The following is a 20,062-nucleotide window of genomic DNA, read 5'->3' as shown; positions in this document are numbered from 1 at the left end:
AAGGAATAGCCAGTGCGTACCGAGAACCAGCACGTCAGAAGACGTGGCGGCCGTGCGGCCGCCACATTCGTCGCCGTGGTCTCACTCATCGCGGCCGGCCTCACCGCGCTCTTCGCGACCGGATCGGCCTCGGCAGCCCCGGCTGCGGGCTCGTACAGCCTGAAGAACGCCGCCAGTGGTCTGTGTCTGGGTGTCCCCGGCTCCAGCACCTCCGCCGGCACCCAGCTCGCACAGAGCGCCTGCAACGGAGCCGCCGCCCAGACCTGGAAGCTCGCGTCGTCCGGCAGTGGATACACGCTGGCGGCAGCGCACAGTGCCAAGTGCGCGGGCGTCAAGGACTCCTCCACCAGCGCCGGGAAGGCGGTCGAGCAGCAGAACTGCGGCGGCGGCGCCACCCAGGTGTGGACCCTGACCTCCGTCAGCGGCAACACCTACCGCGTCGTGAACGGCAACGGCGGCAAGTGCCTGAACGTGAAGGACAGCTCGACCGCCTCGGGTGCCCTTGTCCAGCAGAACTCCTGCGACTCGGTGAGCAGCAAGAGCTGGACCTTCACGGCCTCGGGCACCACTCCGACGGACCCGCCGACCGACCCGACGGACCCCCCGACCGACCCCACCGACCCGCCCTCCGAGCGTCCGGCGTGGCCTTCGGCCAACGGCAGCCAGGCCGTCTCCTCGACCATCAAGGTCTCGGGGACGTACGACGGCGGCATGAAGCGGCTGTACGGCAGCGGCGACCTCGGCAGTGGCGGCCAGGACGAGGACCAGCCCGCGCTGATCGAGCTGGCGGACGGCGCGACCCTGCAGAACGTCATCCTCGGCGCCCCGGCGGCCGACGGCGTGCACTGCTCGGGCGCCTGCACCATCAAGAACGTCTGGTGGGAGGACGTGGGCGAGGACGCCGCGACCTTCCGCGGCAGCTCCTCCTCGACGGTCCGCACGGTCGACGGCGGTGGCGCCAGGCTCGCGGAGGACAAGGTCCTCCAGCACAACGGGGCCGGCACGCTGATCGTCAAGAACTTCCAGGTCGACGACTTCGGGAAGCTGGTCCGCTCGTGCGGCAACTGCTCCACGCAGTACGGCCGTCACATCCAGCTCCAGAACATCTGGGCGACCACCCCCGGTGACGCGCTGGTCGGCATCAACACCAACTACGGCGACACGGCGCGGTTCTCGGACATCACCATCTACGACGACGGCGGTCGCGACCTGGACGTCTGCGTCAAGTACAAGGGCACGACGAGCGGCGAACCCAGCAAGATCGGTTCGGGCGCCGACGGCACGAACTGCATCTACTCCTCGTCCGACATCACTTACGTCGACTGAGGCATCCCACCGCACGCGGATCCTGCCCGTCCCGGTCGCCGGGGCGGGCAGGCTCTCGTGCCGGGGTCCGTGCCGGCTCCCGTGTCAGGGCGTCGTGCCCGCGGCTCACGGCTCGCACGGCCCGTCTCAGCCGGACTCGGTGACCTTGCCGTCGGCCACCTCGACCCGGCGGGTCGTGCGGACGGCCTCCAGCATCCGCCGGTCGTGCGTGACCAGCAGAAGCGTCCCGGTGTACGCCTCCAGCGCGGACTCCAGCTGTTCGATCGCCGGGAGGTCCAGGTGGTTCGTCGGCTCGTCCAGGACCAGGAGATTGACGCCCCTGCCCTGGAGGAGAGCGAGGCCCGCCCGGGTGCGCTCGCCGGGTGAGAGCGTGGTCGCGGGCCGCAGCACATGGGCCGCGCGCAGCCCGAACTTGGCCAGCAGGGTACGCACGTCGGCGGGCTCGGTGTCCGGGACGGCGGCGCAGAAGGCCTCCAGCAGGCTTTCCGTGCCGTGGAACAGCTTGCGCGCCTGGTCCACCTCGCCCACCACGACCCCCGAGCCGAGCGAGGCATGACCCGAGTCGAGGGGGAGACGGCCGAGCAGGGCGGCGAGCAGGGTGGACTTGCCCGCCCCGTTGGCGCCGGTGATGGCCACCCGGTCCGCCCAGTCGATCTGCAGGGTGGCGGGACCGAAGGAGAAGCCTCCGCGGACCACGGCCGCGTCCCGCAGGGTGGCCACGACGGAGCCGGAGCGCGGCGCCGAGGCGATCTCCATCCGCAGCTCCCACTCCTTGCGCGGCTCCTCGACGACGTCGAGGCGCTCGATCATGCGCTGCGTCTGCTTGGCCTTCGCGGCCTGCTTCTCGCTGGCCTCGCTGCGGAACTTGCGGCCGATCTTGTCGTTGTCGGTGGCCTTGCGGCGGGCGTTCTTGACGCCCTTGTCCATCCATCCGCGCTGCATCTGTGCCCGGCCCTCGAGCGCGGAGCGCTTGTCGGCGTACTCCTCGAACTCCTCGCGGGCGTGTGTGCGCGCGCGCTCGCGCTCCTCCAGGTAGGAGGCGTAGCCACCGCCGTAGAGGTTGATCTCCTGCTGGGCGAGATCCAGTTCGAGGACCTTGGTGACCGTGCGCATCAGGAACTCACGGTCGTGGCTGACGACGACGGTTCCCGCGCGCAGCCCGGACACGAAGCGTTCCAGGCGCTCCAGGCCGTCGAGGTCCAGGTCGTTGGTGGGCTCGTCGAGCAGGAAGACGTCGTAGCGCGAGAGCAGCAGCGAGGCCAGGCCGGCGCGGGCCGCCTGGCCGCCGGAGAGAGCCGTCATCGGGAGGTCGAGGCCGACGGTCAGCCCGAGCTCGGCCGCGACCTCCTCGGCCCGTTCGTCCAGGTCGGCGCCGCCGAGGGAGAGCCAGCGCTCCAGCGTCTCGGAGTAGGCGTCGTCCGCGCCGGGCGCTCCGTCGACGAGGGCCTGGGTGGCGGCGTCCATCGCCGCCTGGGCGTCCGCGACGCCGGTGCGGCGGGCGAGGAAGTCCCGTACGGACTCGCCCGCGCGGCGCTCGGGCTCCTGCGGGAGGTGTCCGACGGTGGCGCTGGGCGGGGAGAGCCGCAGCTCGCCCTCCTCCGGACGGTCGAGCCCCGCGAGCAGGCGGAGCAGGGAGGACTTGCCCGCGCCGTTGGCTCCGACGAGACCGATCACGTCGCCGGGCGCGACCACGAGGTCGAGTCCCGCGAAGAGTGTGCGGTCGCCGTGCCCGGCGGCGAGTTCCTTGGCGACGAGAGTGGCAGTCATCAGGCTGACGATCCTAACGAACCGCGGGGGCCGTGCCGCCCGCCGGACCTGGGTGCGACGATGGCCCGTCCGGCCCCCGGCGCGCACGGGGGCGATGCGATGACAGGGGTGAGCACGGTGGCGGACGTGATCGTCGTGGGCGGCGGGGTCAGCGGGCTGACCACGGCGCTGCTGCTGGCCGAGCGCGGTCTGCGGGTGCGGGTCTGGTCCAGGGATCCGGCCTCGGCGACGACCTCGGCCGTGGCCGGTGCGCTCTGGTGGCCGTACCGGATCGAGCCCGCGGCGCTGGTCGGCGCGTGGTCCCTGGAGACCCTCCGCGTGTACGAGGAGCTGGCGGCGGACCCGGCGGAGACGGGCGTACGCATGGTCGCGGGTGTGCACGAGGGGGAGCGTCTCGCCTCGCTGGGGCCGTGGGCCCGCCGGCTGGAGGGTGCGTCCGAGGTGGCCGAGGGCCTGCGGGTGACGCTGCCGCTGATCGACATGCCGGCCCACCTGCGCTGGCTGGAGGGCCGGCTCGGCGCTGCGGGGGGTGTGGTCGAGCGGCGCACGGTGCGCCGCCTCGCCGAGGCGGCGGCCGAGGCGCCGGTGGTGGTCAACTGCACGGGGCTCGGCGCCCGCGAGCTGGTCCCGGATCCCGGGGTGCGGCCGGTCCGTGGCCAGCTCGTCGTGGTGGAGAACCCGGGCGTCGACGAGTGGTTCACCTCGGCGGACCCCGCGTCGGACGCCACGACGTACCTCTTCCCGCAGCCGGGCGGGCTGGTGCTGGGCGGCACGGCGGAGACCGACGACCCGCGGACGGAGCCCGATCCGCGGACGGCCGAGGAGATCGTGGCGCGCTGTGCGCGGGTGCGGCCCGAGATCGCGGGGGCCCGCGTCATCGGCCACCGGGTCGGACTGCGTCCGGCCCGGGACGCCGGGGTGCGCATCGAGGCGGAGGAACTGCCCGGCGGCGGTCTGCTGGTGCACAACTACGGCCACGGCGGCGCCGGGGTGACGGTGGCACGGGGCTGTGCGCGGGCCGCGGCCCAGCTGGTGGGCTGAGCCGCAGCTGCGGTCAGGCCGGGGGCTCGTGCTTGTGCCGCTCGTCCGACGTGACCTCCGCGGGCCCGGGCCCGATCCGGATCTCGAAGTCCCCGTCGTACTTCGCGTGCCCCTGGATGACCGCCGTCTCGACGGCCTCCACGCCGAACTCCCGGCGGACGATCATCGGGTCCTGGCGCAGGTCCCTCATCAGGGCCACGCACATGCCGATCATGACGATGGTGAACGGCGCGGCCACGAGGATGGTCAGGTTCTGCAGGCCGGCCAGCGCGTCGCCCTGACCGTCGCCGATGAGCAGCATGACGGCCGCCACGGCGCCGGTGACGACGCCCCAGAAGATCACGACCCACTTGGCCGGTTCGAGGACGCCCTTCTGGGAGAGCGTGCCCATGACGATCGACGCGGCGTCGGCACCCGAGACGAAGAAGATCCCGACGAGGACCATCACGAGGATGCTCATGAGGGTGGCGACCGGGAACTGCTGCAGGACACCGAAGAGCTGGGCCTCCGGGGTGTCGCCGACGCCCTTGAGCTGCCCCGACTCCTCCAGCCTGATCGCCGAGCCGCCGAAGACGGCGAACCAGACCAGGCTGACGGTGCTGGGGACCAGGATCACGCCGCCGACGAACTGCCGGATGGTCCGGCCGCGGCTGATCCTCGCGATGAACATGCCCACGAAGGGCGTCCAGGAGATCCACCACGCCCAGTAGAAGACCGTCCAGCTGGCGAGCCAGTCGGCCACCGCCCCCTCCCCGGTGGCCTCCGTGCGTCCGGCGAGCTGGGCGAGGTCACCGAAGTACGCGGCGATGGAGGTGGGGAGCAGGTCGAGCACGATGATGGTCGGCCCCGCGATGAAGACGAAGACCACGAGGATCAGGGCGAGCACCATGTTGATGTTGGACAGCCACTGGATGCCCTTCTCGACCCCTGAGACGGCGGAGGCGACGAAGGCGACGGTCAGCACGGCGATGATCCCGACCAGGAGGCCCGTGCCGGTCTTCTCCATCCAGTTGAGCTCCTTGAAACCGCTGCCGATCTGGAGCGCGCCGAGCCCGAGCGAGGCGGCGGAGCCGAAGAGCGTCGCGAAGATGGCGAGGATGTCGATGATCCGGCCGACGGTTCCGTGGGCCCGCTCCTCCCCGATGAGCGGGACGAAGACGGAGCTGATCGTCTGCCGCCGGTGCCGGCGGTAGGCGCTGTACGCGATGGCGAGCCCGACGACTGCGTAGATGGCCCAGGGGTGCAGGGTCCAGTGGAAGAGCGTGGTGGCCATCGCCGTCTGCATCGCCTCGGCGGCGTCCGCGGGGCGGGTGCCGGGCGGCGGATCGACGAAGTGCGCCAGCGGCTCGCTGACGCCGTAGAACATCAGCCCGATCCCCATGCCGGCGCTGAACATCATCGCGACCCAGGAGACGGTGCGGAACTCCGGTTCCTCGCCCTCCTGCCCGAGCGAGATGGTCCCGTACCGGCTGATCGCCAGCCAGAGGGCGAAGACCACGAAACCCGAGGCCGCCAGCATGAAGGCCCAGCCGCCGTTGTGGATGAGGCCGTTCAGCAGCCTGCTGGAGACGCTCTCCAGCGAATCGGTGGCTGTGGAACCCCAGACCACGAAGGCGACGGTGAGCACCGCCGTGACACCGAAGACCACCCGGTCGGTCGTGGGGCGCCGGCCGTGGTGCGGCTCGGCGGGTAGATCGGCGGTGACGGGGAGATAGTCCCCCCGCCCGCCGGATCCCTGCTCGTCGTGTGACACAGATGGCACCTTTCACGCAGTGCGAAATTTCGCTCTCCGTAGGCAGTACCACACGGAGCGCGCATCTCATGGGACCAACGAGCTGTGCCGCTATGACCACATATGAGGCAATGAGCCGTCTCGGGACGGCCGATCATCCGTCCGACCGGCGGGGGCCGGGCGGCTAGGCTGACGGCGTTCGCGCCGAACCCTGGTCCGTTCGCGCCGAAACCGCCAGTTCCAGCCGTTCCCCGACGGGGTCCGCGTGTACGAGGAGCGACTCTTGCCCGACCCGAACACCGATGCCCAGCGTGACGCCCGCCCCACCCTGGAGGCCGTGGCGGCCCACGCCGGTGTGTCCAGGGCGACGGCCTCCCGTGTCGTCAACGGCGGTGCGGGAGTGCGGCAGCCCCTGGTGGACAAGGTGCGCAAGGCGATCGAGGAGCTCGGCTACATCCCGAACCACGCGGCACGGACCCTGGTCACCCGGCGCAACGGCGCGGTCGCCGTGATCATCGACGAACCCGAGTTCCGGATCTTCTCCGACCCTTTCTTTTCCCGCCAGATCCGCGGGATCAGCCGCGAGCTCAACGCCCACGACGCGCAGCTGGTCCTGCTCCTGGTGGAGGGCAGCGGTGACTTCGACCGGGTCACGCGCTACCTGGCCGGCGGCCATGTGGACGGCGTGCTGGCCTTCTCGCTGCACACGGACGACGAACTGCCCGCGATCATCAGGCGGTTCCGGGTCCCGACGGTCTACGGGGGCCGGCCGGAGCACCCCTCGGCGACAGCCGGGGACGCACCGCAGGTGCCGTACGTCGACTGCGACAACCGGGGCGGCGCCCGCGAAGCCGTACGCCATCTCGTCTCGCTGGGGCGGAGCCGCATCGCGCACATCGCCGGCCCCCGCGACCAGACGTCGGCGCTCGACCGGATCGACGGGTACCGCGACGTGCTCCCGGACGCGGAGGCGGATCTGGTCGTGGAGGGGGACTTCACCGTGGAGGGCGGGGCCCGGGCCATGGCCGCCCTGCTGGACGCCCGTCCCGACCTCGACGCGGTCTTCGTGTCCAACGACATGATGGCGTCGGGCGCGCTGAGGGTGCTGCGCGAGCGCGGCGTGCGGGTTCCGCAGGACGTGGCCGTGGTCGGATTCGACGACATGGTCCCGGTGGCGGAAGCGACCGAACCCGCCCTGACGACGATACGTCAGGACGTGGAGGGCATGGGCCGGCTGATGGTGCGGCTGCTGATGGAACGGCTGGACAGCGGCACGGGTGACTGGCCCGAGTCCGTGATCACCCCGACCGAGCTGATCCGCCGCGCCTCGGCCTGAGGAGCGCGCTCCGGGGCACGGCGAGGCACACGGGGGCCGTGGCATGCCACCGGTCCGCCCGGATCACCCCGCAGCGCCCGGGCTCCCGCCCGGACTCCCCCGGCCCGCCCGCCACTCGGTGCGCGCCACCCTGGCGCGGGGCAGATAGCGCAGCCGCTCCGGGAGCACCGGCACGATCCGGCGCACCACGGCCCCGAAGCACCGCAGGCGCCGCTCCTGCTCCGGGGTCCATGCGAGCCCGATGGCCTCCCGGGCGTCGGGCGGCATCAGCCCGACGGTGAGGAAGCTGCGGAACCGGGCCAGGGGCGGGAGGAGTACCGGCCAGAGCGCCCTCAGGAGCATGCGCAGGAGGAGGGGCCCCCGGTCCGGCGGGGGCACGGAGGCGTCCGCGGCCACCAGTTCCCGTACGACGACGGTCGCCTCCACCTCTTCGGCGAGCATCCTCCGGTAGTAGGGCCAGAACTCCTCGATCGTCCGGGGCATGTCCCGGTCGTGGATGCCCAGGATCCGGCCGACCTGGAGCCACTCCCGGTACAGGGCGCGCTCCTGGGCTTCGGTCAGGGGGCGGACGAGGTAGCGCGACGCGTGCTGGTAGACGGGGAAGCCGGTGGCGTGCACCCATGCGTAGTTCGCGGGCGTGAGCGCGTGGTAGGGGCGGCCCCTGGTGTCGGTGCCCTGGATGGCGCGGTGCAGCTTCCTGAGCCTGCGGCCCTCCTGGGCCGCGGCCTCTCCCCCGTACACCCAGAGCTGAAGCGAGCTCAGGGAGCGCTCACCGCGTCCCCAGGGGTCCGTGCGGAAGACCGAGTGCTCGTCGACTCCGGCGCCGACGGCCGGGTGGGCGACCTGGAGGGTGAGCGCGGCAGGGAGCATCAGCAGCCCGCGGATGTCACCGGCGAGGCTCCACAGGACGCCGCCCGGAGGGGGCGGTGAGGGCTCTCCTGCGCTGGTCATACGGGTGCTCCCAGGATCGGCGTGGGCCGGGACCCTGCGGGGCCCGTCCGTGTTCCAGTATGCGATCACCCCGGTGACGGCTTCACCTCCCGGTGCGGCCGGGCGCGGGCCGGAGGGACCCGGGGTCACACCTCGTCGCCGTGGGTGAGGCGACCGTCGGTGACCCGCCAGTAGTGCCGGTGATCGGTCAGCCGCCATGTCTCGTCGGCGACGGCCGCCCGCGCGATCCACTCGTGGAGCTGCGGGAGGGCCTGCTCGCGCAGGACAGCGCGGATCGCGGCGCGTTCGGTGGCGTCGACCGGGTGGATGTCCACCTGGACGCCGACCGAGTCCGGGTGGACGCCTCGGCCGTAGGTGCGGGGGTACGGAGCGGTCCACGCGACTCCGAGGCGGATGGTCCCGCTGCCGTGCCCGGTGAGGAAACACAGGTCCGTGACGTGCGCCGCGTACGGACCGAGGCATTCGCTGATGTCGGTGCTGGTCAGGGGCCAGGCCCGGTGCCGGGACAGCCTTCGATTGCGTGCGGGCACGACAGGAAGGATGGCAGAGGGCCGCGGCCGCGCGCACCCGCGCATCCCTCCCCCGAATCTGCGTCAGCACGGTTGACGCACCTCGTGAAACAAGTCGATAGTATTTGTAACTTTGACTCTCATGGAGAGAGGGCCTTCATATGCCCGGCGCAGCAGGGGAGTTGAGCTCTGGGGCGCCGGCCAGGTCCTTGTCGGAAGCGGCGGTGCCCGCCGTACCGGCCTCACCGTGAGCTCCGTACGGCGCCTGCCCGCTCCCACCACAGAGGAGGTCGCACACCATGGGCCGCTACAGCCGACTGCGTGAGATCCGCCGGATGGATCCCGCCCGCGACTGCGCCGAGATACTCCGGCTGATGTCGCAGTACGAGTTCCCCTGGGACTACCGGCAGGGCGTCGGCGTCGCGTTCCTGCGCGACTACGGCGTGCCGCGGATCTCCGTACTGCTGGACCGGACCCAGGAGTTCGAGCGCAACGGCCAGAAGCGCTACGACGACACCGTCCTGTTCGGATACGAGATGGCTGCCGAGGGGTTCGACTCGGAGCGGGCGCTCGCCGCGGCCCGTCATCTCAACCGGATCCACGGGAAGTACCGCATACCCAACGAGGACTACCTCTACGTACTGGCCACGACGGTCGTCGGCCCCAAACGGTGGATCGACCGCTTCGGGTGGCGGCCCCTCTGCGCCCAGGAGACGGCGGCGCTGGCGGAGGTGGGGCGGCGGATGGCCGCCATGATGGGCATCGAGGGCGCCCCCGCCACCTACGAGGACTTCGAGAAGCTGCTCGACTCCTACGAGGCCCGGATGTTCGCGTACGACCCGGCGAACCACCGTGTCGCCAACGCCACCTTCCGTGTCATGGCCGCGTGGTACCCGGCCCCGCTGCGCCCGCTGGTCGCCAGGCTCTCCCTCGCCCTGCTGGACGAGCCCTTGCTGCGGGCGCTGGGATTCCCGGCGCAGCCCCGGTGGGTGCGCGCGACCGCCGTCCGCGCGGTGCGTGCCCGCTCGCGCGGCGTACGCCTGCTGCCGGCCCGGCCCCGGTGGCTGCCCTCCCGGCCCCGGCCGCGCAGTTACCCCTTCGGATACCGCCTCGACGATCTCGGCCCGCACTGGGCGCAGAGCCGTCCGCTGGAGCCCCTTCCCCTGCCCCTGGAGATGCCATGACGACCCGCACCGACCGCCCGGAGCACAGCCTCGACGACATCCGCGCCACGGTGGCACGGGCCAGGAGCGCCGGCCTGCGCTGGGCCGCGCTCGGGGCGCGCGAGCGGCGTGCCGCTCTGCTGCGGTGGAAGCGTGAACTGGCGCGCCGTACGGACGAGTTCGCGGAGGTGATCGCGGCCGAGACGGGGAAGCCGGTCCACGACGCCCGCTCCGAGGTCCTGCTGACCCTGGTCCATCTGGACTGGGCGGCGCGCAACGCCCACCGCGTGCTGGGCCGGCGACGGGTGCGCTCCGGTCTGCTGTCGGTCCACCAGCGGGCCCTGCTGGCCTACCGTCCCCTCGGGGTGATCGGCGTCATCGGTCCGTGGAACTATCCGCTCTACACCCCGATGGGCTCGATCGGCTACGCCCTCGCGGCGGGCAACGCCGTGGTGTTCAAGCCGTCCGAACTCACCCCGGACGTGGGGGTCCTGCTGGCCCGGAGCTTCGGGGAGGCCGTCCCGGACCACGCGGACCTGCTGCGGACGGTCACCGGGCCGGGGTCCACCGGCGCCGCCCTGGCCGGTGCGCACGGGCCGTCCGGCGTGGACAAGGTCGCCTTCACCGGTTCCCCCGGCACAGCCCGCAAGGTCGCGGCGGCCTGCGCGGCCACGCTCACCCCGCTGCTCGCGGAGTGCGGCGGCAAGGACGCGGTGCTGGTCTCGGCGGACGCCGACCTCGACGCGGCGGCCGACGCGATCGTGTGGGGAGCGATGAGCAACGCCGGCCAGACCTGTGCGGGCGTGGAGCGGGTGTACGCCGAGGCCTCGGTGCACGAGGCCCTGTGCGCGCGCATCGTGAGCCGTGCGCGGGCGCTGACGCCCGGTGACACGTACGGCGCGCTCACCCTTCCGTCCCAGCTCGCCGTGGTGGAACGCCATGTGAAGCAGGCGCTGGTGGACGGCGCCAGTCCCGAACTGGGCGGCCCCGACTCCCTGCGGGACCGGGTGGCCGGACCGGTGGTGCTGTCGGGCGTCCCGGAGGACTCGCCCGCGATGACGGAGGAGACGTTCGGCCCGGTCGTCGTGGTGAACCCGGTGCGGGACATGCACGAGGCCGTGGAACGTGCCAACGCGTCCGCCTACTCGCTGGGCGCCGCCGTGTTCACCCGTTCGGCGGCGGCCGGGCTCGCGCTGGCCGAACGCCTCGGCTCCGGGGCGGTGTCGGTGAACTCGGTGCTCGGCTTCGCCGCGATCCCCTCCCTGCCCTTCGGCGGCGCCGGTGAGTCGGGGTACGGGCGGATCCACGGCGAGGAGGGGCTGCGCGCCTTCGCGGCTCCCCGCTCCGTCACCGTACGGCGCTTCGCACCGGTGGTGGACCTGACGTCGTTCGCCACGCCCCGGGAGAAGGCCGCCCGGGCGGTCGAGCTGGGCAGGAAGCTGCACGCCCGGTACTGAGGACCGTCACCCGGCACTGAGGAGCGGCGCCAGGTAGCGGCGGGCGAAATCGCCCACCTGCTCGTCGTCGTCCAGCTCGAAGGAGCTCACCGGATTGAGGAGGAAGGAGACGGTGATCCGCACCATCAGTTCGGCGACCGGTGTCGGATCCGTCTCCCGGCGCCCTTCGGCGCGCTGGGCGCGCCGGAGCCGGTCCGACAGGTACTCCCGCATGGCGAGGAAGGCGGGTCCGCTCTCCAGCGTGAGGAAGGGGAGCATGATCTCCGGTTCCAGCCTCAGCAGTCCGCCGACCAGCGGGTGTTCACGGATGTGCTTGAGGACGGCGACGAAGCCGGCGACGAGCCGGTCCTCCATGGTGGGCAGGGCGGCGACCGCCTCGTCCACATCGACGACGAAGCGGCGGTACTCACGCAGCAGGCAGGCGGAGACCAGGCTGTCCTTGTTGCCGATCCGCCGGTACACCGTGACCCGGGAGACCTTGGCGCGCTTGGCCACGTCGTCGACGGTCGAGCGGCGCAGCCCGAAGGTCATGAACTGCTCACGCGCCGCGTCCAGGATCTGCTCGCTCAGCGCGTCGTAGGCCGGCGTCTCGACGAGCGCCCTGGCCAGCAGTGCCTCGTTGGTACCCGGTGCCGCCATGAGCCCTCCTCGTTCGACGTGCTCGTCCCACCCTACCGACACTGCAACAGTGTCACCCCATATGTCTCTCTGTAGCTCCCTCTCCGCACACCTTTCCGGAGGTACCCCTTGTCGACCACCCACGCCCTCCCCCGGTCCCTCTCCGCGGAGCAGCGGGACTTCGTCACAGCCCTGCGGGACTTCGCCCGGCGCGAGTGCGGGACGCGTGAGCAGCGCGACGCGCTGGCGGCGGAGGCGGGGGGTCCGCACGCCCCGTCGCTCTACGCCCGGCTGGCCGGGCTCGGCTGGCTCGGGGTGTGTCTGCCCGAGGCCTACGGCGGCGCGGGCGGCGGGATGACGGATGCCTGCCTGTTCCTGCGGGAGACCTCTCGCGGCCTCGTGCCCGCGGGCGGGTTCATCACCTCGGTGATCACGGCGAAGGCGTACGAGCGGTTCGGCGACGAGGCACAGTGCAAGGCGGCCATAGGTGGCGCGGTGGCCGGACAGGTGCTGTCCATCGCGATGTCGGAGCCGGAAGCCGGATCGGACGTGGCGGCGCTGCGGTGCAGGGCCGAACGCACGCCGGACGGCGGCTGGCTGGTCGACGGTCACAAGACGTGGATCTCGAACGCGCACCTGGCCGAGCACATCCTGCTGGTGGCCAGGACCGACGCGGGCGGGGCGAAGCACGACGGCCTGACCATGTTCCATGTCCCGGCCCGCACGCCGGGGATCGACATCCGGCAGATCGAGACCATGGGCGGACGCGAGGTCAACGACGTCTTCCTCACCGATGTCCGGCTGCCCGCCGACGCCGTGGTCGGCACGGCCGGCCACGCGTGGTCCCAGCTGATGGCCGGCCTCAACGCCGAACGGCTCTTCCTGGCGGCGAACATGCTGGGCCTGGCGGAGCGGATCCTCGACGACACGCTCGCCTACGTCCGGCAGCGCGAGCAGTTCGGCCGCCCGGTCGGCTCGTTCCAGGCGCTGCGGCACCGGCTGGCCGACCTGGCGACGGAGATCGAGTGCGCGCGGCTGCTCGTCTTCGACGTGGCGGCGGCCTGCGACGCCGAGCCGGAGGAGCTGTTCCCGCGCGAGGCGTCGATGGCGAAGCTCAAGGCCACCGAGACGGCCAGGCACGCGGCGCTGGAGGGCATGCAGATGATGGGCGGCTACGGCTACGCGACCGAGTACGACATGGAGCGCCATCTGCGGGCGGCGGTCGTGTCCACGGTGTACGGCGGCACGAGCGAGATCCAGCGCGACATCATCGGCAGGAGCTACGGCCTCTGAGGGCGCCCCGGGCTCCCCGTCATCCGTGGTCGTACACCGTCACATCGATGCCCCGGCCCACCAGCCGCTCGGTGATGAGGGGTTCGGCCCTGGACCATGCGGCGCGGTGGCGTCCCCCCGTACCCAGGTGATCCCCGGCATGTCCCCACCGTACGGACCGCCGCCGACATCGGGACGCGCACGGGTCACGCGGTCGTTGCTCTGGCAGGATCGGGGCATGGAACGGGTGCTGGGAATCGGCGGGTACTTCATGCGGGCTTCCGAACCGGCGGCCCTGAGCGCCTGGTATCGCGACTGCCTCGGCCTGGACACGGACGAGCACGGTCTGTGGCTCCAGGAGGCCGGGCCGACGGTGATGGCGACGTTCGAGTCCGACACCGGGTACTTCGGTTCACGGGCCCAGCGGACCATGCTCAACTTCCGGGTCCGCGACCTGGATGCAATGCTCGCGCAGCTGCGTGCCCGGGGAGCGGACGTGGCGGAGGAGACACAGGACCTGGAGGGCGTGGGCCGCTTCGGCTGGGTGACCGATCCCGAGGGCAACCGGGTCGAGCTCTGGCAGCAGGCCTGACCCGGCCCGTTAGGACGGTGGACCCGCCCCGCCCCCGCCCCGTGCGGACGGTGGACCCGCCGGGGCGCCTGGGCGACGGCCTCCCGGCGGCGGCCCGTGGCTCAGCCCTCCTCCCGTGCGTACAACGCGTCGAGCGCGTCCGCGTACTGCTCGCGGACGACCCGGCGGCGGAGCTTCAGGGACGGCGTGAGCTCGCCGGTCTCCGGACCCCACTCCCGCGTCAGCAGCCGGTAGCGCTTGATCTGTTCGGTGCGGTTCAGACGGGCGTTGGCGGCCTCGACGGCCCGCGCGATCTCCTCGTGGACCTCGGGGTGGGTGAGAGGGTCCCCCTCGATGCCATGGGCCGCCGCCCAGGCCGGGGCCATCTCGGAGTCGAGGACCAGCAGTGCCACCAGATAGGAGCGGCCGTCGCCGTGGACGAGGGCCTGGCCGATCAGCGGGTGTTCCTTGAGCGTGTTCTCGACGAGCGCCGGGGAGACGTTCTTCCCGGTCGAGGTGATGATCATCTCCTTCTTGCGGTCGGTGAGCCAGAGGTAGCCGTCCTCGTCGATCCGTCCGATGTCACCGGTCGGGAACCAGCCGTCCTCGTCGAGCGCCCCGTCCACGGTGCCGTCGGCGCGCAGGTAGCCGGCGAACACCGTCCCGCCGCGGACCAGGATCTCGCCGTCGTCGGCGATGCGGAGCTCCAGACCCTCCAACGGGCGCCCCACCGAACCGAGGCGGAACGCCGAGGGGCTGTTGGTGGTGAACACACCGACGGTCTCGGTGAGTCCCCAGGCGTCCATGACGACGATCCCGAAGCCCGCCCAGAAGCGCACCACGTCCAGCGGCATCGGCGCGGAGGCGCTGGCCGTCCACACCAGCCGTTCGAAGCCCGCCAGCGACAGCACCGGGGCCAGCACGGTCTCCCTGGCCTCCTGGTACGAGGCCTCCAGTTCGGCGGACGGCTGCTCGCCCCGCTCCCGGCAGGCCACATGCTCACGGGCCGTCGCGTTCGCCGCCTCGACGGCGGCCCGCTGTTCCTCCGGCAGCCCGGCCAGAGCAGCCCGTACGGACGCGGCGAGCTTCTCCCACACCCGCGGCACCCCGAAGAACTGGGCGGGGTGCAGGGCGCGCGCCGTGACCGCGACGGCCGCGGCGTCCGCGCAGAGGTGGACGTGCGAGGCCCGGAAGACCGGCAGGTAGATGCCCAGCATCCGTTCCGCGATGTGCGCGAAGGGGAGGTAGCAGATGTGCTCCACGTGGTCGGGGAGCTCCACCACCCGGTCCAGTGCGAGGGCGTTGGACACGACGCTGCGGTGGGTGATCGGGACGGCCTTCGGGTCGCCCGTGGTGCCCGAGGTGTAGACGACCGTCAGCGGGTCCTGGGCGCGGATCTCCCGCCAGCCCTTGTCGAACGCCTCGTCGCTCCGCAGCCGCTCCCCCGTCGCGCGCAGCGTGTCCCAGGACCTGTGGGGCCCCGCCTCCGGCGGCTCCACGACCACGAGCGCCTCCAGCGGTACGGCCGCGTCCGCCAGCAGGGGCTCCCAGCGCTCCAGCTCGCCCGCGCCCTCGACGACCGCGAACCGGGCACGGCTGTGGCGCGCGATGTGGGCGATCTGGCCGGGCGCAGCGGTCCCGTACACCGAGACGGGTACGGCCCCGAGGTGGGTGAGGGCCAGGTCGCTGAGCCAGTGTTCGGGGCGGTTGCCCATCATCATCAGGACCTGTTCGCCGCGTTCCACCCCGAGGGCGCCGTAGGCGGCGGCGAGCACGGCCGTCTCGTGGCGCACCTCGCGCCAGGTGAGGGGCGTCCCTCCTCCGCCGGCCGAGGCCCAGGAGAGGGCGGGAAGATCCCCGTGGTCCTCGGCATTGCGCAGCAGCAGGGCAGGGAGTGTGAGTTGATCGGGTCCGGTGGGAAGTCGCAGGATCGTGGTCACGGCCGCCTCCTGTCCGTTCGGCCGGACCGTGCGGTCCGTACCGGTGGTGGGACTGCGCTTCGATGCTGCCGGACACTTTCACAACAGTGGTGAGACAGCAATACTGTTGCACCTGATCGGTACACAGGCCCAGCACGGGCCCGAGCCCCGCACGGGCCCAGCGACGAGGAGTGGACATGGCGACCGGGACCGAGGAACCGACGCTGACCGTCGACGAACTGGCGGCACGCGCGGGGGTCACCGTGCGCACCGTGCGCTTCTACAGCACCAGAGGCCTGCTGCCGCCTCCGGTGATCGGACCCAGGAGGGTCGGACACTACGGACACGACCATCTCTCCCGGCTGGCCCTCATCGAGGAGCTCCAGCACCAGGGCATGACGCTGGCCGCGATCGAGCGCTACCTCCAGCAGCTGCCGCCCGATCTGAGCGCGCAGGACCTGGCGATCCACCGCGCCCTGGTGGCGTCCTGGGCCCCGGACTCCGCCGAGGACATGGAGCGCGCCGAGCTGGAGCGGCGCGCGGGCCGGCCCCTCAGTGATCAGGACGTCGACCGGCTCGCGGCCATGGGCGTGCTGGAGCGCCCCGGGGCGCCCGGAAGCCCCTTCCTGGTGGATCCGGGGCTGCTGCGGCTGGGGGTGGAGCTCCTGGAGGTGCCCATCGCGCACGAGACGATCCTGGCCGCTCGCACGGTCCTGCTGGAGCACACCCGCTCGGCCGCCCACGAACTGACCCGGCTGTTCCGGGACGAGGTGTGGAACCCCTACCGGGAGCGGGAGTCGGACCCGGAACACGTGAAGGCGATGAAGTCGCTCTCCGCCCATATGCAGCCGATGGTGCTCCAGGCGCTGCTCACGGCCTTCCAGCGGTCGCTGAAGGAGGAGCTGCGGGCCGCGTTCACCGCCGGTGATCGGGAGTGAACACGGCCCGCGGGGGCGCCGTCAGTCGTGGAAGGTCTCGCCCTTCTCCGCCTTCTCCAGCAGGAGCGCGGACGGCAGGAAGCGGTCGCCGTAGCGCTCCGCCAGCTGCCGGGCGCGCGCCACGAAGCCGGGCAGGCCGCCTTCGTACCCGTTGATGTACTGGAGCACGCCGCCGGTCCATGCGGGGAAGCCGATGCCCATGATGGAGCCGATGTTGGCGTCGGCGACGGTCATGAGGACGTTCTCCTCCAGGCAGCGGACGCTGTCCAGCGCCTCGGAGAAGAGCATCCGCTCCTTCATGTCCTCGAACGGGATCTCGGTCCCCGGCTTCGTGAAGTGCTCGCGGAGCCCGGGCCACAGGAGGCCCCTGCCGCCGTCCTCGCCGTACTCGTAGAAGCCCGCTCCCCCGCTGCGACCGGGCCGCCCGAACTCGTCGACCATCCGGTCGATGACCGCGTCCGCGGGGTGCGTGGCCCAGGTGCCGCCCGCCTCTTCGACGGCGCGCCGGGTCTCGTTGCGGATCTTGCGCGGCAGGGTGAGCGTCAGCTCGTCCATGAGGGAGAGCACCTTGGCCGGGTAGCCGGCCTGCGCCGCCGCCTGCTCGACCGACGCGGGCTCGACGCCCTCGCCGACCATCGCGACGCCCTCGTTGATGAAGTGGCCGATGACGCGCGAGGTGAAGAAGCCGCGCGAGTCGTTGACGACGATCGGGGTCTTCTTGATCCGGCGCACCAGGTCGAAGGCGCGGGCGAGGGCCTCGTCCCCGGTCTTCTCGCCCTTGATGATCTCGACGAGCGGCATCTTGTCCACGGGCGAGAAGAAGTGCAGCCCGATGAAGTCCACCGGACGCTCGACGCCCTCGGCGAGCACGGTGATCGGCAGCGTCGAGGTGTTGGAGCAGAGCAGCGCGTCGGGCTCGATGACGCCCTGGATCTCCTGGAACACCTTGTGCTTCAGTGCGGTGTCCTCGAAGACCGCCTCGATCACGGCGTCGCAGCCGGCGAGGTCGGCCGGGTCGCCGGTCGGGGTGATGCGGGCGAGCAGCTCGTCGCGCTTCGCCTCGGTCGTACGGCCCCGGGAGAGCGCCTTGGCGAGGAGCTTCTCGCTGTACGCCTTGCCCTTGGCCGCCGCCTCCGCGGAGACGTCCTTCAGGACGACGTCGATGCCGGCGCGGGCGCAGGAGTAGGCGATGCCGGCGCCCATCATCCCGGCGCCGAGGACCGCCACCTTGCGGACCTGGCGCTCCTCGACGCCGTCCGGGCGGCTGGCGCCGGAGTTGACGGCCTGGAGGTCGAAGAAGAACGCCTGGATCATGTTCTTCGCGACCTGGCCGGTGACCAGCTCGGTGAAGTAGCGCGCCTCGATGGTCTGGGCGCTCTCGAAGTCGACCTGCGCGCCCTCGACCGCCGCGGCCATGATGTTGCGGGGCGCGGGCATGGGCGCGCCCGCGAGCTGCTTCTTCAGGTTGGCCGGGAAGGCCGGCAGGTTGGCCGCGAACTTCGGGTGGGACGGGGTGCCGCCGGGGATCCGGTAGCCCTTGACGTCCCAGGGCTGCTGCGACTCGGGGTGGGCGTCGATGAAGGCGCGGGCCTTGTCGAGCATCTCCTCGCGGGACGCCGCGACCTCGTGGATCAGCCCGTTCTCCAGTGCCCGTTGCGGGGTGTACTGGGTTCCCTGGAGGAGGACCTTGAGGAGGGCGTCGGCGATGCCCATGAGCCGTACGGTGCGGGTGACCCCGCCTCCCGCCGGGAGCAGGCCGAGGGTCACCTCGGGCAGGCCGATCCGGGTCGCCGGGTTGTCCAGGGCGACGCGGTGATGGGCGGCCAGCGCGATCTCGTAGCCGCCGCCGAGGGCGGCGCCGTTGATGGCGGCGACGACCGGCTTGCCGAGCGTCTCGATGCGGCGCAGCGACCGCTTGATCGAGGTCCCGGCGTCGAAGGCGTCCTGGGCGTTGTCCGGGCCGATCCGGATCATGTCCTTGAGGTCTCCGCCGGCGAAGAAGGTCTTCTTGGCGGAGGTGTAGACGATGCCCCGGATGGAGTCCTTCTCGGCCTCCGCGCGGTCCGCGACGGCCGCGATGGAGTCGCGGAAGGCCTGGTTCATCGTGTTGGCGGACTGGTCGGGGTCGTCGAGGACGAGGGTGACGACGCCGGTCTCGTCCTGTTCCCAGCGAATGGTCGTGCGCTCGGTCATTGCTTGTCTTCTCCGTGAGGGGTCTGGGGACGGGACGGTCAGAGACGCTCGATGACGGTGGCGACGCCCATGCCGCCGCCGACGCAGAGGGTGGCGAGGCCGTAGCGCTTGTCCTGGCGCTCCAGCTCGTCGACGAGGGTGCCGAGGATCATCGCCCCGGTCGCGCCGAGGGGATGCCCGAGCGCGATGGCGCCGCCGTTGACATTGACCTTGTCGAGGCTCAGGCCCATGTCCTTGACGAAGCGCAGGACGACCCCGGCGAAGGCCTCGTTGATCTCGACCAGGTCGATGTCGTCGATGGTGAGCCCGGCCTTGGCCAGCGCCTTGCGGGTGGCGGGGGCGGGGCCGGTGAGCATGATGGTCGGCTCGGATCCGGAGACGGCGGCGGAGACGATCCGGGCGCGCGGGGTGAGGCCGTAGCGCTCGCCGGTCTCCTTGGACCCGATCGCGACGAGGGCGGCGCCGTCGACGATCCCGGAGGAGTTGCCCGCGTGGTGGACGTGGTCGATCTTCTCGACCCAGTGGTACTTCTGGAGGGCCACGGCGTCGAAGCCGCCCATCTCACCGATCGCGGCGAAGGAGGGCTTCAGGGAGGCGAGGGAGTCGGCGGTGGTGCCGGGGCGCATGTGCTCGTCGTGGTCGAGGACGAGCAGGCCGTTGCGGTCCCTGACGGGGACGACCGACCGCGCGAAGCGCTCCTCCTTCCAGGCGATGGCCGCGCGCTCCTGGGACAGCGCGGCGTACTCGTCGACGTCCCGGCGCGAGAAGCCCTCGATGGTGGCGATGAGGTCGGCACCGATCCCCTGCGGGGCGAAACCGGTCTCGAAGCTGGTCATCGGGTCCATGGCCCAGGCACCGCCGTCGGAGCCCATCGGCACGCGGGACATGGACTCGACGCCGCCCGCGAGGACGAGGTCCTCCCAGCCCGAACGGACCTTCGCGGCGGCCAGGTTGACGGCTTCGAGGCCCGAGGCGCAGAAGCGGTTCTCCTGAACGCCGGCGACGGAGTCCGGGAGCCCGGCCGCGATCGCGGCGATCCGGGCGATGTCGGAGCCCTGGTCGCCGAGCGGGCTGACCACGCCGAGGACGATGTCGTCGATGGCCGCCGGGTCGAGGCCGGGGAAGCGGCTGCGGATCTCGTGGATGAGGCCGACGACGAGGTCGATCGGCTTGGTGCCGTGCAGGGCGCCGTTGGCCTTGCCGCGGCCGCGCGGGGTGCGGATCGCGTCGTAGACGAATGCTTCGGTACTCAAGGCAGCTGCCTTTCGG

General features: G+C 71.8%; 16 protein-coding genes and 2 pseudogenes. 9 read left to right on the top strand and 9 right to left on the bottom strand.

The genetic code is table 11. The features are described from left to right. Nucleotides 1-12: 12 nt before the first annotated feature. Together ACFC51_RS31340 and ACFC51_RS31335 are read left to right on the top strand one after the other, a co-directional pair. Nucleotides 13-555, top strand: a pseudogene (locus ACFC51_RS31340) (RICIN domain-containing protein); the annotation flags it as partial. Continuing rightward, a complete protein-coding gene (locus tag ACFC51_RS31335; RefSeq protein WP_376374991.1) occupies nt 529-1,326 on the top strand; it encodes a pectate lyase in 798 nt (265 codons plus the stop codon). The pseudogene ACFC51_RS31340 and the gene ACFC51_RS31335, both read left to right, overlap by 27 nt. 126 nt (nt 1,327-1,452) lie before the next feature. Here the strand turns inward: ACFC51_RS31335 and ACFC51_RS31330 are convergent, their stop codons facing one another. Further along, nucleotides 1,453-3,093 (bottom strand): ABC-F family ATP-binding cassette domain-containing protein, encoded by a 1,641-nt coding sequence (locus ACFC51_RS31330; RefSeq protein ID WP_376374931.1) that lies wholly within the window; start codon nt 3,091-3,093, stop codon nt 1,453-1,455. Nucleotides 3,094-3,201: 108 nt separating this feature from the next. Between ACFC51_RS31330 and ACFC51_RS31325 the strand changes: the two genes are divergently transcribed. Beyond that, nucleotides 3,202-4,134, top strand: a complete 933-nt coding sequence (locus ACFC51_RS31325; protein WP_376532056.1) for an FAD-dependent oxidoreductase — start codon at nt 3,202-3,204, stop codon at nt 4,132-4,134. A gap of 13 nt (nt 4,135-4,147) precedes the next feature. On the opposite strand, the gene ACFC51_RS31320 is transcribed toward ACFC51_RS31325, so the two are convergent. Further along, nucleotides 4,148-5,887 carry a BCCT family transporter gene (locus tag ACFC51_RS31320; RefSeq protein WP_376374925.1) on the bottom strand — a complete coding sequence of 580 codons (1,740 nt, stop codon included), beginning with the start codon at nt 5,885-5,887 and terminating at the stop codon, nt 4,148-4,150. 262 nt (nt 5,888-6,149) lie between these two features. Between ACFC51_RS31320 and ACFC51_RS31315 the strand changes: the two genes are divergently transcribed. Further along, the gene (locus ACFC51_RS31315) at nt 6,150-7,202 is read left to right on the top strand and encodes a LacI family DNA-binding transcriptional regulator (protein ID WP_376374922.1); all 1,053 of its coding nucleotides are present in this window, start codon (nt 6,150-6,152) and stop codon (nt 7,200-7,202) included. Between the two features lie 63 nt (nt 7,203-7,265). Here ACFC51_RS31315 and ACFC51_RS31310 read toward each other — a convergent pair whose 3' ends face one another. Continuing rightward, the gene (locus tag ACFC51_RS31310; protein WP_376374920.1) at nt 7,266-8,153 is read right to left on the bottom strand and encodes an oxygenase MpaB family protein; all 888 of its coding nucleotides are present in this window, start codon (nt 8,151-8,153) and stop codon (nt 7,266-7,268) included. 125 nt (nt 8,154-8,278) lie between these two features. Continuing rightward, the gene (locus tag ACFC51_RS31305) at nt 8,279-8,683 is read right to left on the bottom strand and encodes a hypothetical protein (RefSeq protein WP_376374918.1); all 405 of its coding nucleotides are present in this window, start codon (nt 8,681-8,683) and stop codon (nt 8,279-8,281) included. Between the two features lie 278 nt (nt 8,684-8,961). Between ACFC51_RS31305 and ACFC51_RS31300 the strand changes: the two genes are divergently transcribed. After that, complete coding sequence (locus tag ACFC51_RS31300) at nt 8,962-9,846, top strand: oxygenase MpaB family protein (protein WP_376374915.1); 885 nt, start codon at nt 8,962-8,964, stop codon at nt 9,844-9,846. Beyond that, entirely contained in the window at nt 9,843-11,282 is a 1,440-nt protein-coding gene (locus tag ACFC51_RS31295; RefSeq protein ID WP_376532054.1) for an aldehyde dehydrogenase family protein, read from the top strand. Before ACFC51_RS31300 ends, ACFC51_RS31295 begins: the two co-directional genes overlap by 4 nt. A gap of 6 nt (nt 11,283-11,288) precedes the next feature. On the opposite strand, the gene ACFC51_RS31290 is transcribed toward ACFC51_RS31295, so the two are convergent. Beyond that, nucleotides 11,289-11,921: a TetR/AcrR family transcriptional regulator gene (locus ACFC51_RS31290; RefSeq protein ID WP_376374911.1), complete on the bottom strand. Its 633-nt coding sequence runs from the start codon at nt 11,919-11,921 to the stop codon at nt 11,289-11,291. A 108-nt stretch (nt 11,922-12,029) separates the two neighbouring features. Here ACFC51_RS31290 and ACFC51_RS31285 point away from each other — a divergent pair, with 108 nt between their 5' ends. Beyond that, the gene (locus ACFC51_RS31285) at nt 12,030-13,193 is read left to right on the top strand and encodes an acyl-CoA dehydrogenase family protein (RefSeq protein ID WP_376374909.1); all 1,164 of its coding nucleotides are present in this window, start codon (nt 12,030-12,032) and stop codon (nt 13,191-13,193) included. Nucleotides 13,194-13,212: 19 nt separating this feature from the next. On the opposite strand, the pseudogene ACFC51_RS31280 reads toward ACFC51_RS31285, so the two are convergent. Beyond that, a pseudogene (locus ACFC51_RS31280) lies at nt 13,213-13,290 on the bottom strand (Appr-1-p processing protein); the annotation flags it as partial. Nucleotides 13,291-13,410: 120 nt separating this feature from the next. On the opposite strand from ACFC51_RS31280, the gene ACFC51_RS31275 reads away from it, so the two are divergent. Then, nucleotides 13,411-13,764, top strand: a complete 354-nt coding sequence (locus ACFC51_RS31275) for a VOC family protein (RefSeq protein WP_376374907.1) — start codon at nt 13,411-13,413, stop codon at nt 13,762-13,764. Between the two features lie 101 nt (nt 13,765-13,865). On the opposite strand, the gene ACFC51_RS31270 is transcribed toward ACFC51_RS31275, so the two are convergent. Continuing rightward, nucleotides 13,866-15,683 carry an AMP-dependent synthetase/ligase gene (locus ACFC51_RS31270; RefSeq protein WP_376532053.1) on the bottom strand — a complete coding sequence of 606 codons (1,818 nt, stop codon included), beginning with the start codon at nt 15,681-15,683 and terminating at the stop codon, nt 13,866-13,868. 176 nt (nt 15,684-15,859) lie between these two features. Between ACFC51_RS31270 and ACFC51_RS31265 the strand changes: the two genes are divergently transcribed. Next, nucleotides 15,860-16,600: a MerR family transcriptional regulator gene (locus ACFC51_RS31265; RefSeq protein ID WP_376374902.1), complete on the top strand. Its 741-nt coding sequence runs from the start codon at nt 15,860-15,862 to the stop codon at nt 16,598-16,600. Between the two features lie 21 nt (nt 16,601-16,621). Here ACFC51_RS31265 and ACFC51_RS31260 read toward each other — a convergent pair whose 3' ends face one another. Together ACFC51_RS31260 and ACFC51_RS31255 are read right to left on the bottom strand one after the other, a co-directional pair. Next, complete coding sequence (locus ACFC51_RS31260) at nt 16,622-18,793, bottom strand: 3-hydroxyacyl-CoA dehydrogenase NAD-binding domain-containing protein (protein WP_376374899.1); 2,172 nt, start codon at nt 18,791-18,793, stop codon at nt 16,622-16,624. Nucleotides 18,794-18,831: 38 nt separating this feature from the next. Next, the gene (locus ACFC51_RS31255; protein WP_376374897.1) at nt 18,832-20,046 is read right to left on the bottom strand and encodes an acetyl-CoA C-acetyltransferase; all 1,215 of its coding nucleotides are present in this window, start codon (nt 20,044-20,046) and stop codon (nt 18,832-18,834) included. Nucleotides 20,047-20,062: the final 16 nt, after the last annotated feature.

The sequence above is a fragment of the Streptomyces sp. NPDC055962 genome, from assembly GCF_042270185.1.
GTDB lineage: Bacteria > Actinomycetota > Actinomycetes > Streptomycetales > Streptomycetaceae > Streptomyces.
This window is presented reverse-complemented; position numbering and strand designations above follow the sequence as displayed.

Bases quoted from the DNA above. Each gene is read 5' to 3' on its own strand.
- ACFC51_RS31275 (WP_376374907.1), top strand. From the start codon at position 13,411: ATGGAACGGGTGCTGGGAATCGGCGGGTACTTCATGCGGGCTTCCGAA.
- ACFC51_RS31300 (WP_376374915.1), top strand. From the start codon at position 8,962: ATGGGCCGCTACAGCCGACTGCGTGAGATCCGCCGGATGGATCCCGCC.
- ACFC51_RS31295 (WP_376532054.1), top strand. From the start codon at position 9,843: ATGACGACCCGCACCGACCGCCCGGAGCACAGCCTCGACGACATCCGC.
- ACFC51_RS31290 (WP_376374911.1), bottom strand. From the start codon at position 11,921: ATGGCGGCACCGGGTACCAACGAGGCACTGCTGGCCAGGGCGCTCGTC.
- ACFC51_RS31265 (WP_376374902.1), top strand. From the start codon at position 15,860: ATGGCGACCGGGACCGAGGAACCGACGCTGACCGTCGACGAACTGGCG.
- ACFC51_RS31330 (WP_376374931.1), bottom strand. From the start codon at position 3,093: ATGACTGCCACTCTCGTCGCCAAGGAACTCGCCGCCGGGCACGGCGAC.
- ACFC51_RS31260 (WP_376374899.1), bottom strand. From the start codon at position 18,793: ATGACCGAGCGCACGACCATTCGCTGGGAACAGGACGAGACCGGCGTC.
- ACFC51_RS31310 (WP_376374920.1), bottom strand. From the start codon at position 8,153: ATGACCAGCGCAGGAGAGCCCTCACCGCCCCCTCCGGGCGGCGTCCTG.